The sequence below is a fragment of the Roseinatronobacter thiooxidans genome, from assembly GCF_001870675.1.
Lineage (GTDB): Bacteria > Pseudomonadota > Alphaproteobacteria > Rhodobacterales > Rhodobacteraceae > Roseinatronobacter > Roseinatronobacter thiooxidans.
Genome location: NZ_MEHT01000007.1, coordinates 252,398 through 269,946 on the forward strand (window position 1 = coordinate 252,398; position 17,549 = coordinate 269,946).

Sequence of the window (17,549 nt, forward strand, 5' to 3'; positions counted from 1 at the left end):
CCCTGCCTTGAAAACGCGCTCACTCTAGGGGGAAGCTGTGTTGCGAGGAAATATGCCCCGTCTGATCGCCCTTTTGTCCCTGCTTATTATCGGGCTGTCCATCTGGCAGTTGGAGGGGGACCGCGCGGGCCTGACGATCACGCCCGTGACAGTTGAAGGGGGCACACCCGCCACGCTGTATCTGCGCAATGGCGCTGGCGCGGCCCCGGTTGTTGTCATTGCACACGGTTTTGCAGGCTCGCGCCAGTTGATGGACCCTTTCGCCCTGACGCTGGCGGAGGCAGGCTATGTTGTGGCCAGTTTCGATTTTGAAGGCCATGGCCGCAACCCGCGCCCCATGTCGGGCGATGTGACCACGATTGACGGCACCACGCGGTTGCTGATGGACGAGACAGCGCGTGTGGCGCGCGCGGCACTCGCCCATCCGCGCGCCGATGGGCGCTTGGTCTATCTGGGGCATTCGATGGCCTCTGACATCATTGTGCGGCAGGCGCTGGAAGCGCCGCGCGCAGATGCTGTCGTCGCCATTTCCATGTTCAGCGAGGCGGTCACCGCAGACGCCCCGCGCAACCTGCTGGTCATTGCGGGCGAATGGGAAGCGATGCTGGCCGAAGAGGCGCTCAGGGCGCTGCGCCTGACCGACCCGCAAGCCCGCGCAGGCGACAGTGTGGGCGACCCCGCACAAGGCACAGGGCGGCGCGCCGTCATCGCCCCCAAGGTCGAGCATGTGGGCGTGCTGTATTCCGCCACGGCCCTGCATGCCGCGCGCGACTGGCTTGATGCCAGTTTCGGGCGCGACAGCAGCGGGCCGGTCGCGCAGCGCGGCGGCTGGATCGCGGCGCTGCTGCTGGCCACAGTCGCGCTGGCATGGCCGCTTGCGCGCGCGCTGCCTGCGGGCGCTGGCCCTGTCCCGCCGCCCCTATCTGCCAAGCGCGTCCTGGTCGCGGCCTTGGCCCCTGCCCTGCTGGTGCCGCTTGCCCTTGCCCCGTTCGAGATTCGCGTGCTGCCTGTGCTTGTTGCAGATTATCTGGTGCTGCATCTGGGGCTGTACGGGCTGATGACGCTGGCGCTGTTGTGGCATTGGGGGCAGTTCCAAGGCCAGTTTCCTGCGCGCATCTGGTGGGTGGGTGCTGCGGTTGCGCTGTTCGGGATCGCTGTTCTTGGCGGCGTGATCGACCGTTATGTGGCGTCCTTCCTGCCCCATTCGGGCCGCATGGTCATTATTGCGGGTCTGGCGCTGGGGGCGGTTCCGTTTCTGCTGGCCGATGGCATTTTAACCCAGGGCGGCAAGGCGCGGCTGTGGCGCGTGGTGCTGGCACGGGTGGCATTTCTGGCCTCTCTCGGGCTGGCCGTTGCGCTGAATTTCGAGGCGCTGTTTTTCCTGCTGATCATCCTGCCGGTAATTGTGCTGTTTTTTTTGCTGTTTGGCACAATGTCGGGCTGGGTGGGGCGCAGAACCGGCCTGCCTGCGGCAGGCGGGTTGGGGCTTGGGCTGGTGCTGGCTTGGGCGCTGGGGGTCACATTCCCGATGTTTGACGCGGGCGCGTTCTAAGCTGCGCCCCTTGGCACAAGACGGGTGACACTGAAACAAGACCCCCGCAGCACCTGCCCCCTCAGCCCAGAACCAACGCGCTGGTCCAGACGCGGCGCATCAGGTCGGGCTGTCCGCGCACGCCCAACTTGGCATAGACCTGTTTGGAATAATACCGCGCTGTCTGTGGTGTCAGGCCAAGCGCCTGTGCCGCCTCGGACAGGCTGGCCCCTTGTGCCAAGGCGCGCACCAGACGCGCCTCGGACAGGTTCAGATGCAGCGCTGCCGCAAGGTCCGGGGGCGGGGGCAAAGGCTGGCGGGTTGCGCGCAAGACCCCCTGCACCGCCCCATCGGGAGCGCGGTGGCACAACAGCTCCAGATCGGGCGCAAGCGCCAGCAGCATCGTCTGCCCCATATCGCGCGGCAGGGTGGGCATGCGGGGCAGTTGCGCCAGCAATTCTGCCGCGACAGCGTCGCGGGGTTGCGGCTGGCCGCGTGCGTCAAATTCCACGCATCCCACGCCCATCCGGCGCGCGATATCTTCCGCCTGTGCTGCGCGCTGTGCCATATGCGCAGTGCTTGCCGCAATCTTGCACGCCTGTTCCAGATGCGGGGCCAGCGCGGCCAGCGCGGCGCTGTCCATTGCCCTGAAATCCCCGCGCTGGCGCGACAGCATCAACCAGCCCACCCCCTGCGGCAGGCGCACCCCTATGGCGCGATAATCAGACGCCGCCCCCCCAAGTGCCGGGGCGCGGTCCAGCAGTTCTTCGCCCGTATAGACCCGCCCAAGACGCAGGCCCACAAAGACCTCAGGCATGGGCGCCAGTTGCGCGTCACTCTCAGACCAGACCTGCGCTGGCATATAGAACCGTGCCCCATCGGCCTGCAAATGCGCGGCCAGCGCGCGCAGCATCGGCGGCCAGTTGCCCCCGTCTGCCCCTGCCTGCGACATGGCGATCAAAACCTCGGTGTCTTGTGGTGTAATCACGAAACCCCCAACCCACCTCCCATATGGGAGGTGCGCAGGCATTACCGCAACAGTATTCGGCAAACAACAGTTTTAAACCTTAGGACGGAGTCGTTATGTCCAGCCATACTCTTACACATTTACAACGCCTTGAGGCAGAAGCCATCCACATCATGCGCGAGGTGGTCACACAGGCCGATGCGCCTGTGATGCTGTACTCGGTCGGCAAGGACAGTGCGGTTATGCTGCATCTGGCGAAAAAAGCCTTTTACCCCTCGCCCCCGCCCTTTCCGCTGCTGCATGTGGATACAACATGGAAATTCCGCGACATGTATGCGCTGCGCGACCGTGCGGCGCGCGCGGCAGGCATGCAATTGCTGGTCCATCAAAACCCCGACGCGCAGCGCCAAGGGATCAACCCGTTCGACCATGGCGGGCTGCATACCGATATGTGGAAAACCGAAGGGCTGAAACAGGCACTGGACCTGCATGGCTTTGACGCCGCTTTCGGCGGTGCGCGCCGCGACGAGGAGAAAAGCCGCGCGAAAGAACGCATTTTCAGCTTCCGCACCGCCAGCCACCGCTGGGACCCCAAAAACCAGCGGCCAGAACTGTGGCGCACCTACAATGCCCGCAAGAACAAGGGCGAGTCGATGCGGGTTTTCCCCCTGTCGAACTGGACGGAACTGGACATCTGGCAATATATCCATCTGGAAAATATCGAGATTGTGCCGCTGTATTACGCGGCAGAGCGCCCCACTGTCATCCGCGACGGGCTGATGCTGATGGTCGATGACGACCGTTTTCCGCTGAAGGGCGAAACGCCTGTCATGCGTTCGATCCGGTTTCGCACTTTGGGTTGCTACCCGCTGACAGGGGCAGTCGAAAGCCGCGCGCAGACCTTGCCCCAGATCATTCAGGAAATGCTGCTGACCACCACATCGGAACGCCAAGGCCGCGCTATTGACCATGATCAAGCCGCCTCGATGGAGAAGAAGAAGCAGGAAGGATATTTCTGATGACCGAGATTTACAAAACCGATGCCCTTATTGCCCAAGATATTGATGCCTATCTGGACACCCACCAGCACAAGACCATGCTGCGGTTCATCACCTGCGGGTCGGTGGATGACGGGAAATCGACGCTGATCGGGCGTCTTCTGTATGACAGCAAGATGATTTTTGAAGACCAGCTAGCCACGCTGGAGGCCGATTCCAAGCGCGTCGGCACCCAAGGAGATGCGATTGATTTCGCCCTTCTGGTCGATGGGCTGGCCGCAGAGCGTGAACAGGGCATCACCATCGACGTGGCCTACCGCTTTTTTTCCACCGAAAAACGCAAATTCATCGTGGCCGATACACCGGGCCATGAACAATATACCCGCAACATGGTGACAGGTGCCTCCACCGCTGATCTGGCTGTGATCCTGATTGATGCGCGCAAGGGTGTGCTGACCCAGACGCGGCGGCACAGCTATCTGGCGCATCTGCTGGGCATCCGCCATCTGGTGCTGGCGGTGAACAAGATGGATCTGGTGGGCTATGACCGCGCTGTGTTTGACCGGATCGTGGCCGAATACCGCGCCTTCGCCGAGAGTATCGGCATTGTCGATTTCACGCCTATCCCGATTTCGGGGCTGGCGGGCGACAATATCACCACGCGCAGCAACCAGACACCGTGGTTTGAAGGGCCGGTTCTGCTGGAACATCTGGAAGTGGTGGAACTGGACCAAAGTGCCAACCAGCGAAACGCCTTTCGCATGCCGGTGCAATGGGTCAACCGCCCCAATCTGGATTTCCGCGGCTTCTCTGGCACCATTGCCGCAGGGCAGATTCATGCGGGCGACGAAATTCGCGTGCTGCCCTCTGGCAAGACCTCGCGCATCTCGCGCATTGTGGCCCATGGCGGCGATCTGGACATGGCCGTGGCCGGACAGGCCATTACACTATGCTTTGAAGATGAAATCGACTGTTCGCGCGGGCAGGTTATCACAGCGGCAAACGCCCCTGTCGAAGTGGCCGACCAGTTCGAGGCCAGTGTGATCTGGATGGATGAGGAAGAACTGGTGCCGGGCCGCGCCTATTGGCTGAAAATCGGGCCGCAAACGGTAAGTGCGACTGTGGCGCAGCCGAAATATCAGGTGAATGTCAACACGATGGAGCATCTGGCCGCCAAAACGCTGGACCTGAATGCCATCGGCGTGGCCAATATCACCACCGACCGCGACATCCCGTTCACCGCCTATGCTGAAAGCCGCGATCTGGGGGGCTTCATCCTGATCGACAAGATGACAAACCGCACAGTTGGCGCGGGGCTGATCCATTTCGCGTTGCGGCGCGCGCAGAATATCCATTGGCAGGCAACCGATACCAGCCGCACCCATCACGCCAGTCTGAAAAACCAAAAACCGATGGTGTTGTGGATGACGGGTCTGTCAGGGTCGGGGAAATCCACCATTGCCAACCTAGTCGAGCGGAAACTGGCGCGCATGAACCGCCACACCTTTTTGCTGGATGGCGATAATGTCCGCCACGGGCTGAACAAGGATCTGGGCTTTACCGATGCCGACCGCGTGGAAAATATCCGACGCGTGGGCGAGGTGGCAAAGCTGATGACCGATGCAGGGCTGATTGTGATCACCGCCTTCATTTCGCCCTTCCGGTCAGAGCGCGAGATGGTGCGCGCCATGATGCAACCGGGAGAGTTTATGGAAATCTTCATCGACACCCCGCTGGAAGAGGCAGAGGCCCGCGATGTGAAAGGGCTGTATGCGAAAGCGCGCGCAGGGCAGTTGAAAAACTTTACTGGCATCGATTCCCCCTACGAGCCGCCAGAGGCCCCGCAGATCCGTATCGACACGACGCAAACGACCCCCGAACAAGCCGCCGATCTGATCATCGCGGCGCTTATTCCATAATCTTTTGCGGTGCATGACAGGCGCCTGACCCCAAAATGCCTTTGGGGTCAGCGCGACATGCTGTTGAATATGTCATATTTCCCGCAAGACTTGCGCCAGCGCAAAGACTGCGTGTGATTGATCCGCCATGATGCCGCTTGCGAGGGTCCGTCAGATGCTCGCAAATCTTCACACGGGTCAGGAGGGCAAGATATGTTCAACTTCGCAGGAAAAACCGCCATCGTTACAGGGGCCGCCTCTGGGATTGGCGAGGCTATTGCACTGGAACTTGGCGCAAGCGGCGCTTTTGTCATCGTCTCGGACCTAAAGGAAGATGGCTGTGCCAGCACTGTCGCAACCATCCTTGATCGTGGCGGCAAAGCGGCCCCTTTCGCCGCCGATGTCTCGGACCCAAGCGCGATGGAGGCGCTGGTGGCCTTTGCCGAAGACCAGACCGGCGCGCTGCATCTGGCCGTGAACAACGCAGGCATTGGCGGCGCGCAGGCCCCTGTTGGCGAATACCCGATTGATGCATGGCAACAGGTTATCACTGTCAACCTGAATGGCGTGTTCTATGGCATGCGCTACCAGATTCCGGCGATGGAACGCGCGGGCGGGGGGGCCATTGTCAACATGGCGTCAATCCTTGGGTCGGTGGGCTTTGCCAATTCATCCGCCTATGTGGCGTCCAAGCATGCGGTTTTGGGGCTGACCAAGACAGCCGCGATGGAATACGCGCAAAAAGGCGTGCGCATCAACTCGGTCGGCCCGGCATTTGTTCAGACGCCCTTGCTGACCGACAACCTGAGCCAAGAGATGCTGGACGGGCTGGCAGACCTGCACCCGATGGGCCGCATCGGCACCCCCGAGGAAATCTCGGCGCTGGCGTGCTTCTTGCTGTCAGACCGTGCAAGCTTCATCACCGGCAGTTATCATCTGGCCGATGGTGGATTTACCGCACCCTGACGCAAACACGGACATATCATGACGCATACCCCGCCGCCTTGGGCCAGTTCCGCCGAAGATGTCTTGCACGCGCTGGACGCCACACCCAAGGGGCTTGACGCTGCACAGTTGCGTAAGCGGCTTGACACCTATGGCCCCAATATTCTGCCAGCCGCCCCGCGCCCCGGCCCCTTGGCGCGGCTTGCGCGCCAGTTCAACAACCTGCTGATTCTTGTACTGATCGCGGCGGCGGTCATTACCGTGCTGCTGGGGCACTGGATTGACACAGGTGTGATCATGGCAGTGGTGATTATCAATGCCGTGATCGGCTTTGTGCAGGAAGGCAAGGCAGAAGCCGCACTTGACGCGCTGCGCGACATGCTGGCGCCCAAGGCCAATGTCATTCGCGCAGGCCAGCGCATGGCGGTGGCGGGGGCCGATCTGGTGCCGGGTGACATTGTCATACTGGAAGCAGGCGACAAGGTGCCCGCCGATCTGCGCCTGATCGAAGTCTCTGGCATGACTGTTGAAGAGGCAATCTTGACAGGCGAGTCGGTGCCTGTGCGCAAGGCCACGGCAGCGGTCGCGGCCGATGCCGATCTGGGCGACCGCGCGCCCATGGCCTTCAGCGGCACGATGGTGGCCGAAGGGACAGGGCGCGGCGTGGTCACCGCCACGGCCGAGCAAACCGAAATCGGGCGCATCAGTACGCTTATGTCGAATGTGCAAAGCCTGAAAACCCCCCTGATCCGCCAGATGGAGGTGTTTGCAAAATACCTGACAGGGTTCATCCTTGTGCTGGCCTCTGGCATTCTGGCCTTTACCCTGACCCTGCGCGACATGCCGTTTGCCGAAGCGTTCATGATCGTGGTGGGCCTGTTCGTGGCCGCCATTCCCGAAGGGCTGCCCGCTGTTCTGACAGTGACGCTGGCGATTGGCGTGCAATCCATGGCGCGGCGCAATGCGATCATCCGCCGCCTGCCGATTATTGAAACACTGGGGGCAGTCTCGACCATCTGTTCGGACAAAACCGGCACCCTGACGCGCAATGAAATGATGGTCGCCAGTGCCGTGACAGCGCATGAAGTCGTCGAAATCACAGGCCAGGGCTATGCGCCCGAGGGCGAGGTCAAGGGCGGCGATCAAGACATCCTTGCGGCAATGGCGCAGGTCGCGGCACTGTGCAACACCGCAGCGCTTGTGCAGGGTGACAAGGGCTGGCGGGTCGAAGGCGACCCGATGGAAGGCGCACTTCTGGCTTTCGCAGGCAAGCTGGGGGCCGAGTTTGAAAACCGCCCCGACCCGCGCGCCAGCATCCCTTTCGATGCCCGCTACCGCTATATGGCGGTGCTGCATGACGGGATGGTGCTGCTCAAGGGCGCACCGGAACGCATATTGGCCCATTGCGACACCCAACTGGGCAAGCAGGGCAACACGCCCTTGGACAAACCCTATTGGGACCGCGCCGCGCAGCACATCGCCAATGACGGCCAGCGCGTTCTGGCCCTTGCGCAAATGCCGCTGGAAAGTGGCGATCTGTCCCATGATGCGGTCGCCAGCGGGCTGACCTTGCTGGGTCTGGTCGGCCTGATCGACCCGCCCCGTCCCGAGGCCATCGCCGCTGTGGCCGAGTGTCACAGCGCGGGCATTTCGGTCAAGATGATCACGGGCGACCATGCAGGCACCGCAGCCGCCATTGGCCGCCAGATCGGGTTGCGCCAGACCGACCAGCCCCTGACCGGCGCCGAGATTGACCAGATGGATGACGCCACGCTGGAAGCCGCGATCAAGCGCACCGATATTTTCGCCCGCACCAGCCCCGAACACAAGCTGCGGCTGGTTGAGGCGCTGCAAGCGCGCGGGCAGGTTGTGGCCATGACAGGGGACGGGGTGAATGACGCCCCTGCCCTGAAACGCGCCGATGCCGGCATTGCCATGGGCCAGAAAGGGTCCGAGGCCGCGCGCGAGGCGTCGGATTTCGTGCTGGCAGATGACAATTTCGCCTCGATCGCCGAGGCAGTGAAACAGGGCCGCACGGTCTATGCCAACCTGAAAAAAGTCATCACCTTTCTGTTGCCCGTCAATGGCGGCGAGTCGATCTCGCTGATCATTGCCGTGCTGTTCGGGCTGATGCTGCCGATCACGCCCTTGCAAATACTCTGGGTGAATATGGTCAGCTCTGTCGCGCTTGCCATGTCACTGGCCTTCGAGCGCCCCGAGGCCGCGATCATGCGCCAGCCCCCCCGCCGCGCCAATGCCCCGATCCTGTCACGCTTCATCCTGTGGCGGGTGTTTCTTGTCTCGATCCTGTTCGCGATGGGAATTTTCGGCCAGTTCGCACTGGCGCAAATGCAAGGTGCCGGTCTGGATGAGGCGCGCACCATGGCATTGAACACGCTTGTGGCAATGGAAGTGTTCTATCTGTTTTCCGTGCGCTACCGGCATGGCTGGTCGATCAGCTGGCAAGGCGTGAAAGGCACGCCAGCCGTGCTGCTTGCCGTGGCCATTGTCGTCGTGCTGCAAGCGGGCTTCACCTATCTGCCCTTCATGCAGGCGCTGTTTGACACAGTCGCGCTTGGCCCATGGCAGATCGCGCAATGCGCGCTTGCAGGGGTCATCTTGCTGCTGGTGCTGGAGGTCGACAAACACGCCGCCAGCCTGTGGAAGCGGCTGGGCGCGGATATGAGGGCGGCGCGGGAATAACCCTCAGGTCATAAGCCCTGCCTGCTTGAGCGCGGCAATATAGCCACGGCTGACAGGGACCACCGCGCCATCCCGCATCATCAGGGTGACGCGACCCTGTTTGCGCCGGACCTCTCGAATACCGCTGCGCGCCACCCAGTGCGACCGATGCACCCGCAGCCCTGCCTTGCCCAATTCGTTCTCTGCATCACTCATGCGCATCAGAATCAGGTCTGCGCCTTTCTCTGTCACCACTTGCAAATAGTGATCCTGCGCTTCCAGCCGGATCAACTCTGCGCGTATCTGCACAGGCAGCCGCGCCAGAAACTTTGTGTGCGCAGCCGGGTCCGCGCGCGGCTGGAACCAGCGAAACAGCGCATGAACACCCCCCGAGATTACCAGAATGATGAAAACCAGCCAAAGCCATTGCGCGCCCCTTCCCCACTCTTCAAACAGATAGCTGTTCAGCAGCCAGACCAGACTTGCCATGATCATGGCATAGGCAACCACCAGCCCCAGACGCAACGCCTGCCCCTGCCGCATGGCTCGGCCCAATCGGACAAGCGCGCGGTCCAGCATGATCGCCACAGCCACAACACCCGCCCAGTAGAATGCGCGCGGCACGACCGCCAAGGCTTCCATCGTGCCGAAGGGTCCGGCGAGCGTCGCAAGCACACTCACCCCTGCCCAGACAGCTAGAAGCGCCTGCCATTCACGAAGCGCGGAGTGCAGAGCGTTGCCAGACGCAGCCATTCACGAAGCCCTTGTACCATTCACGCAGCCAGTATTGCCGCGAGAAACAACGCTTGGCAAACCCTCGAAGCAGACAAAAGACAGCTCTCGAAAGGTATTTTACAATGAACTTAGCCCCCTTGACGCAGGCCAGTCTGGCCATCCAGATCCACACGGTTGCAGCCCTGCTGGTAATTTGCCTGACCGTGCTGATTTTCACCCGCCCGCGCGGGTCGCGCGCGCACCGCCAGCTTGGCTGGCTTTGGGTCACCACCATGTTGGGTGTTGCCGTTTCAAGCTTCTGGATCACGCATGGTGGCCCGGTATTCGGCTATAGCTGGATTCACCTGCTCTCGGTCTACGTCATCGGCGGGATTGTCTATGCGCTATGGCAAATCCGGCGCGGGCGCGTGGCGCAGCATCGCGGCATGATGCTGGGCATGGTCTGGGGCGGGCTGGTCATTGCCGGTGCCTTCACCCTGATCCCCGGCCGCATCATGCATGCTGTGCTGATCGGCGGTTAAGCGGTCAGCCCCTCTGGCTCTGGCAGGCCATGTGCGCGGCATGCCGCTGTGACCGTATTGGCCAAAAGGCAGGCGATGGTCATCGGCCCCACCCCACCCGGCACAGGTGTGATCGCGCCCGCAACCTGAGCCGCGCTTTCAAAATGGACATCGCCCACCAGCTTGGTCTTGTCGCCATGCGCAACACGGTTGATCCCCACATCAATCACGGTGGCACCGGGCTTGACCCAATCGCCCGGAATCATCTCGGGCCGCCCCACAGCAGCCACCAGAATATCCGCGCCCCGACAAATGGCGGGCAAATCCTTGCTGCGCGAATGGGCGATCGTCACCGTGCAGCTGTCGCCCAGCAACAGCTGCGCCATCGGCTTGCCCACAATATTGGACCGCCCCACCACAACCGCATTCATGCCAGACAGGCTGCCATGATGCGCGCGCAGCATCATCAGGCACCCTAGCGGCGTGCAGGGCACCATCGACTTTTGCCCGGTCCCCAACAGCCCCACATTGGAAATGTGAAAGCCGTCCACATCCTTGGCGGGATCAATCGCATTGATCACCAGATCGGAATCGATATGCGATGGCAGCGGCAACTGCACAAGAATGCCGTGAATTTCGGGATCAGCATTCAATCTGGCGATCAGCGCCAACAGGTCTGATTGGGGCGTGCCCGCATCCAGCCTATGTTCGAAAGAGGCCATGCCCACTTCGACCGTCAGCTTCCCCTTCGAGCGCACATAGACCTGACTGGCCGGATCTTCGCCCACCAGAACCACCGCCAGCCCGGGTGTCAGATCGTGCTGGTCCTTCAACATCGCAACCTGATCTGCGACCCGTGCGCGAACCTGCGCCGCAAAAGCTTTTCCATCAATAATATGTGCTGTCATCTCATCTATTCCTGTTCATCCCGGCCCAGCGTTTTCTCTTCCCGCGCGATTGACCAGTCTATCAGTTGCGACCACACACCTTCGGCAAGGTCAGGGTCCAACCCTTTTGCAACTGCCTCTGCGCGGACATTGGCCTTCACTTCGTTTACCCGCGCGCCGATCCGGGCTGGCAAGCCCTCGGCGGGCTTCAACTGCGCCGCGCGGTCAATATAGCCTGCGCGCTCTGCCAGCAGGGCAATCAGCTGGCGGTCCAGCCGGTCAATCTGCACACGAAGTTCGGCCATATTTCGGCATTCAGAAGGAAGACGCATCAGCACACCATATCTTGTCGCATATTGGCGTCCTACCGCCCCAGCGCCACGGGTGCAATGCGGCGCATTTGCGGGATGGTGGGTGGGGCGATGCGCGCTTGCGCGCGAGCGCCGTCCACCATCCCGCGCGATCAGAACAACCCTTCGATCAGCCCTTCGTCATTAAAGCGGATCGATTGCGCCGCAGGTTTGCGCGGCAGGCCCGGCATGGTCATGATCTCGCCGCAGATCACCACGATAAACCCGGCCCCTGCCGCCAGCCGCACTTCGCGCACAGGCACCGAATGGTTGTCAGGCGCGCCCCGCAGGGCTGGATCGGTTGTGAAAGAATATTGCGTCTTGGCCATGCAGATCGGCAGATGCCCATAGCCCGCCGCTTCCCATTCCTTCAGCTGGTTGCGGATCTTGGCATCGGCCAGCACCTCATCCGCGCGGTAGATGCGGCGGGCAATGGTCTCGATCTTCTCGAAAAGCGGCATGTCATCGGCGTAAATCGGGGCAAATTGCGCCACTTCGCTATCGGCCAGCTCGGCCACGCGGGTTGCCAGCGCACTGATCCCTTTGGACCCTTCCGCCCAGTGGTGGCACAAGATCGCCTCGGTGCCCAATGCGGCCACATAATCCTTGACCGCCTGCACTTCGGCCGGTGTGTCGGAATGGAAATGGTTGATCGCCACCACAACCGGCACCCCGAAAGATTTCACATTCTCGATGTGGCGCCCCAGATTCGGGCATCCTTTTTCCACCGCGCTGACATTTTCCGAACCCAAATCCGCTTTTGCCACGCCGCCATTCATCTTCATCGCGCGCACTGTTGCCACGATCACCGCAACAGCAGGTTTCAGCCCCGCCTTGCGGCATTTGATGTTGAAAAACTTCTCGGCACCCAGATCGGCCCCGAAACCCGCCTCGGTCACCACATAATCGGCCAGCCCCAGCGCGGTCTGTGTCGCCACGACCGAATTGCAGCCATGCGCGATATTGGCGAATGGGCCGCCATGCACGAAAGCGGGGTTATTCTCCAGCGTTTGCACCAGATTGGGTTGCATCGCATCTTTCAGCAGCACCGTCATCGCGCCTTCTGCGGCGATGTCGCGGCAATAGATGGGCGTCTTGTCGCGGCGGTAAGCGACGACGATATCGCCCAGACGGCGCTGCAAATCTTCCAGATCTGCGGCAAGGCACAGAATCGCCATCACCTCGGATGCCACGGTAATGTCAAACCCCGTCTGGCGGGCAAACCCGTTCGAGACGCCGCCCAAGGACACAACCATGTCGCGCAGCGCGCGGTCGTTCATGTCCATCACGCGCCGCCATGTGATGCGCCGCTCGTCAATCTCCAGCTCGTTGCCCCAGTAGATATGGTTGTCAATCATCGCAGACAGCAGATTATGCGCAGAGGTGATCGCGTGGAAATCGCCGGTGAAATGCAGGTTCATATCTTCCATGGGCACGACCTGCGCATAGCCGCCCCCCGCAGCGCCCCCTTTCATGCCGAAATTCGGCCCGAGCGAGGCTTCGCGGATACAGATTGCCGCGTGTTTGCCGATGGCATTCAACCCGTCGCCCAAACCCACTGTGGTGGTGGTTTTCCCCTCGCCCGCCGGAGTGGGGTTGATCGCTGTCACAAGGATCAGCTTGCCGCGCTTGCGCCCGCGCGCATCGGCCACGAATTCCTGACTGACCTTGGCCTTGTCATGCCCGAAAGGCAGCAGATGTTCGCTTGGAATGCCCAGCTTTGCGCCGATTTCCTGAATCGGTTTTTTCTTTGCTTCGCGTGCGATTTCGATGTCGGTTTTGAAAGTCATGTCAATTTCCCTGCGGCTCTGTGTCGCTCATGGGTCGATATAGCGGGCCGGATGCCGCGACACAGCCGCGATTACGACATTTCGGACGCTGTATGCGCCGCCCCCATTTCCGATCGGAAACCCCTGTGACAATCCGCGCCACGCGGCGCAGAAACGCAAAAGGCGCGGGCTGCACTGCCCGCGCCGTATTTGCATCACGCCAAAGCGATCAGCCTTTCTTCAGGCACCGATTTCCCAGCACTTCGGCAATCTGTACCGCGTTCAATGCAGCACCCTTGCGCAAATTGTCCGACACGCACCACAGGTTCAGCCCGTTATCTATGGTCGAATCCTGCCGGATACGGCTGATATAGGTTGCATATTCGCCCACACATTCCACCGGCGTCATGTAGCCCCCCGGCTCGCGTTTATCGATCACCAGAATACCGGGCGACTCGCGCAGGATATCGCGCGCTTCTTCTTCATCCAGAAAATCCTCGAACTCGATATTGATGGATTCGGAATGGCCCACGAAGACCGGCACGCGCACGCAAGTTGCGGTTACCTTGATCGATTTATCCATGATCTTCTTGGTTTCGGCGACCATCTTCCATTCTTCCTTGGTCGAGCCGTCATCCAGAAACACATCGATATGCGGGATCACGTTGAACGCGATCTGCTTTGGATAGACCGACGGGGCCACTTCCTGACCGGGCACATACAGGCCCTTGGTCTGGTTCCACAGCTCGTCAATCGCTTCCTTGCCCGAACCCGACACGGATTGGTAGGTGCTGACCACCACCCGCTTGATCCGCGCGCGGTCATGCAGGGGCTTCAGCGCCACAACCATCTGCGCGGTCGAGCAGTTGGGGTTGGCGATGATGTTTTTCTTGGTGTAGCCGTCAATCGCTTCGGCATTCACCTCGGGCACAACCAGCGGCACATCGGGGTCGTAGCGATACAGCGAGGAGTTGTCGATCACCACACAGCCGGTCTTGGCCGCGCGCGGCGCATAGGTCTTGGTGGCTTCGCCACCAATCGCAAACAGCGCAATGTCCCAGCCGGTGAAGTCAAACTGCTCCAGATCCTGACATTTCAGGGTTCTGTCGCCAAAGCTGACCTCGGTCCCCATCGAGCGGCGTGACGCCAGCGCCACGATCTCATCGACCGGAAATTCGCGCTCGGCCAGGATATTCAGCATCTCGCGGCCCACATTGCCCGTGGCACCAACGACGGCGATCTTGTAGCCCATAATGGCTCTCCTTTTGAAACGTCGACGGGGGCATAGCGCAAATGCGGCGAAAGGGGAAGGGGCGCTAATCTGTCCGGTCGGTCGAGAAGGCGTATATTATGCACCCGATCAGCAGCAATAGCCCAAAGAACGCAAACAATGCCTGATAGGCCAGTTCCGGCGAGGTTTGTGGTGCGAAGGCATGCACCCGCCCGCTGATAACCTGCAACACCCCGACCCCGCCGATGGAAAACAGGTTCAGCAGCGTGACCCCCCGCCCTGTCATATGCGCCGGAATAAAGCTGCGGCCATGCGCCATCATCATGGGAAAGGACGCGCCGAAAAAGCCCACAGCCGCGAACAGCACCGCCGCCTGCCAGAACCCCGCCAGCGGGAAGCCCCATAGCAGCCCAAGGCACAGCGCCCCCGCCAGATTGCCCGCAAGGATCACCCATTTGCGCGTGCCCAGCAACCGATCCAGCGGGCCATAGGCGAAATTGCCCGCAATCATGGCCAGCGCCATCAGCAAGCTGACCTGCCCGATGCCTGTCGCCCCCGCGGCATGGACATCGGTGTAATAGGGACCGACCCATAGCCCCCGCAACCCCGCCGCAGGCGCATAATTGACAAACAGCAGCGGGATCAGGAACCACAAAGCGGGAATGCGCAGCAGGCCCAGCACGCTGCCTTTCTCGCCTTTCGGTGCATCCACTTTGGGCGGGTCTTGGATGACGTTCCACAGCACCACAGACACCAGCGCCGTCACGCCCGCCAGCGCAAGGATGGAGGGGCGCCAGCCAAACATCTCGGCCGCCCATGCCATTGGCAAGGCCCCAAGGATATTCCCAAGCGAGCCGAACCCGATTACCGCCCCTGCAAGTGTGGCAAAAATCGCAGGCGGAAAGCTGCGCGCGAAGATGTAGTAAGACGCCATAAGCACCGGCGCGCAGCCAATCCCCAGCAGCGCCATTGCCAGATGCAGATGCAGCGCATTTTGTGCCAGCGCAAACACCACCGCACCCGCCGTGCCCCCTACCCCCAGCAAAACCGCTGTCGTCCGGCGTGGCCCGAACAGGTCCAGCGCCCAACCGACAGGCAGTTGCATGGCCGCAAATACCAGAAACCACAGCCCCGAGGACAGCGCCAGATCATCCGCTGTCACCCCGATATCGGATTGCAGCAGCCCCGACAGAACGGCCAGAAACGACCTGTAGAACTGGCTGAGCAGATAGCCGATAACCAGAAAGAAAAGCCCAAGTTTCATCCCGCATGCCTATGTTTTTAGCATTTTGGAAAGTCGTATTTCACTTGTGAAGTGGTTGCAATGGCGCGTTTGCGCAGGTTTCGGGTCGCGTCACAGGCGCGGCTGGGTTAGCCTGCGGGGATATTTGGGGAAAACACGCCATGAAAGATGCACCCGCGGCTGAAGACAGCTATCATTACCAGATCGTCGCGCGCGCGATTGCCCTGATCGATGCGCCCGGCGGCGCACAGCGCAGCCTGCCCGATCTGGCGCAGGATATGGGCATGAGTCCGGCGCATTTTCAACGCGTGTTCAGCCAGTGGGCTGGTGTTTCTCCCAAGCGGTATCAGCAATACCTGACGCTTGGCCATGCGCGCAGGTTGCTGTCGGACCGCCTGACCACCCTGGAGGCATCGCATGAACTGGGCCTGTCGGGGCAGGCGCGGTTGCATGATCTGTTTGTGCGCTGGGAAGCGATGACGCCGGGCGAATATGCCCGCCGTGGCGCGGGGCTAAGCATTCGTTACGGCTGGTTTGAAACACCCTTTGGCCGCGCTCTTGGCATGGCCAGCGCACGCGGTCTGTGTGGTCTGGCCTTTGCCGATGATGGCCAGCATGACACAATTCTGGCCGAAATGATGCACCGCTGGCCCAAGGCGCAGTATAGTGAGGATGCGCAGGCCGCAGCCCCTCATGTGGCGGCAGCCTTTGCGCAATCAGGACAGGCGCAGCTGCACCTGATCGGCACCCCGTTCCAGATCAAGGTATGGGAGGCGCTGTTGCAGGTGCCATCGGGCGAGGTCACCACCTATGGCGACATCGGCAGGGCCATCGGCATGGACCGCGCGGCGCGGGCCATAGGCACTGCTGTAGGGCGCAACCCGATAGGGTTTGTGTTGCCCTGCCACCGTTGCCTGCGCGGCAGCACCGGGGGCTTGGGGGGGTACCACTGGGGGGTGCCGCGCAAACGCGCAATGCTGGCATGGGAAGCCGCACGCCACGATGCAGCACCGCAGGCCCAAACTGGAAAAGCTGCGATAAAGGGAACGTGAGGTGACCTTATGTGTTATACAGGTGTATATCGCAGTCTTGACCTTTTGGAGGAACGTTTGATGAAGGTATCTGTGTCAACCCTGTCGCTTGGTGCTGCTGTACTGGCCTTGGCGGCCTGCGCACCAGACCCCAATAATACACAGAACCGCACATTGGGCGGTGCCCTGACAGGTGCTGCTGTCGGCGGTGTAATCGGTGCCGCCACTGGCGATGGCCGCCGCGCTGCCGCAGGTGCCATTATCGGGGGCACAACCGGCGCGCTGATCGGTCAGCAACTGGACCGTCAGGCCGCAGAGCTGCGGCGCCAGCTTGGGGATAATGTGAATGTTCGCAATACCGGACAAGAACTGATCCTGACCTTGCCGCAAGACCTGCTGTTTGCAACCGACAGCGCAACCTTGCGCCCCGATCTGCAAGCCGACCTGCGCACCATTGCAAGCAATCTGGTAAACTTCCCCCGCAGTGACGTGATTGTGGTGGGCCATACCGACAATACCGGCACCGCCGCGTATAACCAGAACCTTTCGGAACGGCGCGCAGGGTCTGTGGCGCAGGTGTTGCGCGCGCAAGGTGTGGCGTCAAACCGCATCCAGACCCAAGGGCGCGGCCTGACGCAACCTGTTGCCAGCAATGCGACACCGGCAGGGCGCGCACAAAACCGCCGCGTTGAAATTTTCATCCGGCCCCACCAACCCGCCTGATTTTTTGAGAACATACACAAAGGCCAGTCTTCGGACTGGCCTTCCTAAGAAACAGCCGC

15 protein-coding genes are annotated in these 17,549 nt (G+C 61.3%); 8 read left to right on the top strand and 7 right to left on the bottom strand.

The window, feature by feature from the left end; all coding sequences use genetic code 11:
- The first annotated feature begins 52 nt into the window (after positions 1-52).
- On the top strand, positions 53-1,552 hold the full coding sequence (locus BG455_RS04375; RefSeq protein ID WP_071468733.1) for an alpha/beta hydrolase: 1,500 nt from the start codon (positions 53-55) through the stop codon (positions 1,550-1,552).
- A gap of 61 nt (positions 1,553-1,613) precedes the next feature.
- On the opposite strand, the gene BG455_RS04380 is transcribed toward BG455_RS04375, so the two are convergent.
- The gene (locus BG455_RS04380) at positions 1,614-2,519 is read right to left on the bottom strand and encodes a helix-turn-helix transcriptional regulator (RefSeq protein ID WP_170124708.1); all 906 of its coding nucleotides are present in this window, start codon (positions 2,517-2,519) and stop codon (positions 1,614-1,616) included.
- 95 nt (positions 2,520-2,614) lie between these two features.
- Between BG455_RS04380 and cysD the strand changes: the two genes are divergently transcribed.
- The 4 genes from cysD (at position 2,615) to BG455_RS04400 (ending at position 9,042) form a co-directional block, all read left to right on the top strand.
- Complete coding sequence (gene cysD / locus BG455_RS04385; protein WP_071468735.1) at positions 2,615-3,517, top strand: sulfate adenylyltransferase subunit CysD; 903 nt, start codon at positions 2,615-2,617, stop codon at positions 3,515-3,517.
- On the top strand, positions 3,517-5,415 hold the full coding sequence (gene cysN, locus BG455_RS04390; RefSeq protein WP_071468736.1) for a sulfate adenylyltransferase subunit CysN: 1,899 nt from the start codon (positions 3,517-3,519) through the stop codon (positions 5,413-5,415). Before cysD ends, cysN begins: the two co-directional genes overlap by 1 nt.
- Positions 5,416-5,607: 192 nt before the next feature.
- Positions 5,608-6,360, top strand: a complete 753-nt coding sequence (locus BG455_RS04395) for an SDR family NAD(P)-dependent oxidoreductase (RefSeq protein ID WP_071468737.1) — start codon at positions 5,608-5,610, stop codon at positions 6,358-6,360.
- A gap of 18 nt (positions 6,361-6,378) precedes the next feature.
- Positions 6,379-9,042, top strand: coding sequence for a cation-translocating P-type ATPase (locus BG455_RS04400; protein ID WP_071468738.1), 2,664 nt, complete (start codon positions 6,379-6,381; stop codon positions 9,040-9,042).
- Between the two features lie 3 nt (positions 9,043-9,045).
- On the opposite strand, the gene BG455_RS04405 is transcribed toward BG455_RS04400, so the two are convergent.
- Positions 9,046-9,774: a LytTR family DNA-binding domain-containing protein gene (locus BG455_RS04405; protein WP_071468739.1), complete on the bottom strand. Its 729-nt coding sequence runs from the start codon at positions 9,772-9,774 to the stop codon at positions 9,046-9,048.
- Positions 9,775-9,878: 104 nt separating this feature from the next.
- On the opposite strand from BG455_RS04405, the gene BG455_RS17250 reads away from it, so the two are divergent.
- A complete protein-coding gene (locus BG455_RS17250; RefSeq protein ID WP_071468740.1) occupies positions 9,879-10,277 on the top strand; it encodes a DUF2306 domain-containing protein in 399 nt (132 codons plus the stop codon).
- Here the strand turns inward: BG455_RS17250 and folD are convergent.
- The 5 genes from folD to BG455_RS04435 form a co-directional block, all read right to left on the bottom strand.
- Positions 10,274-11,164, bottom strand: a complete 891-nt coding sequence (gene folD, locus BG455_RS04415) for a bifunctional methylenetetrahydrofolate dehydrogenase/methenyltetrahydrofolate cyclohydrolase FolD (RefSeq protein ID WP_071468741.1) — start codon at positions 11,162-11,164, stop codon at positions 10,274-10,276. The genes BG455_RS17250 and folD overlap by 4 nt on opposite strands.
- Positions 11,165-11,169: 5 nt before the next feature.
- On the bottom strand, positions 11,170-11,475 hold the full coding sequence (locus tag BG455_RS04420; protein WP_071468742.1) for a chorismate mutase: 306 nt from the start codon (positions 11,473-11,475) through the stop codon (positions 11,170-11,172).
- A gap of 131 nt (positions 11,476-11,606) precedes the next feature.
- Positions 11,607-13,283: a formate--tetrahydrofolate ligase gene (locus BG455_RS04425; protein ID WP_071468743.1), complete on the bottom strand. Its 1,677-nt coding sequence runs from the start codon at positions 13,281-13,283 to the stop codon at positions 11,607-11,609.
- A 208-nt stretch (positions 13,284-13,491) separates the two neighbouring features.
- On the bottom strand, positions 13,492-14,514 hold the full coding sequence (locus tag BG455_RS04430) for an aspartate-semialdehyde dehydrogenase (RefSeq protein ID WP_071468744.1): 1,023 nt from the start codon (positions 14,512-14,514) through the stop codon (positions 13,492-13,494).
- 64 nt (positions 14,515-14,578) lie between these two features.
- A complete protein-coding gene (locus BG455_RS04435) occupies positions 14,579-15,757 on the bottom strand; it encodes an MFS transporter (protein WP_071468745.1) in 1,179 nt (392 codons plus the stop codon).
- Between the two features lie 140 nt (positions 15,758-15,897).
- On the opposite strand from BG455_RS04435, the gene BG455_RS04440 reads away from it, so the two are divergent.
- Entirely contained in the window at positions 15,898-16,788 is an 891-nt protein-coding gene (locus tag BG455_RS04440) for a methylated-DNA--[protein]-cysteine S-methyltransferase (RefSeq protein ID WP_071468746.1), read from the top strand.
- A 60-nt stretch (positions 16,789-16,848) separates the two neighbouring features.
- Positions 16,849-17,490, top strand: coding sequence for a YiaD family glycine zipper/OmpA-like lipoprotein (locus BG455_RS04445; RefSeq protein ID WP_071468776.1), 642 nt, complete (start codon positions 16,849-16,851; stop codon positions 17,488-17,490).
- The last annotated feature ends 59 nt before the right edge of the window (positions 17,491-17,549 follow it).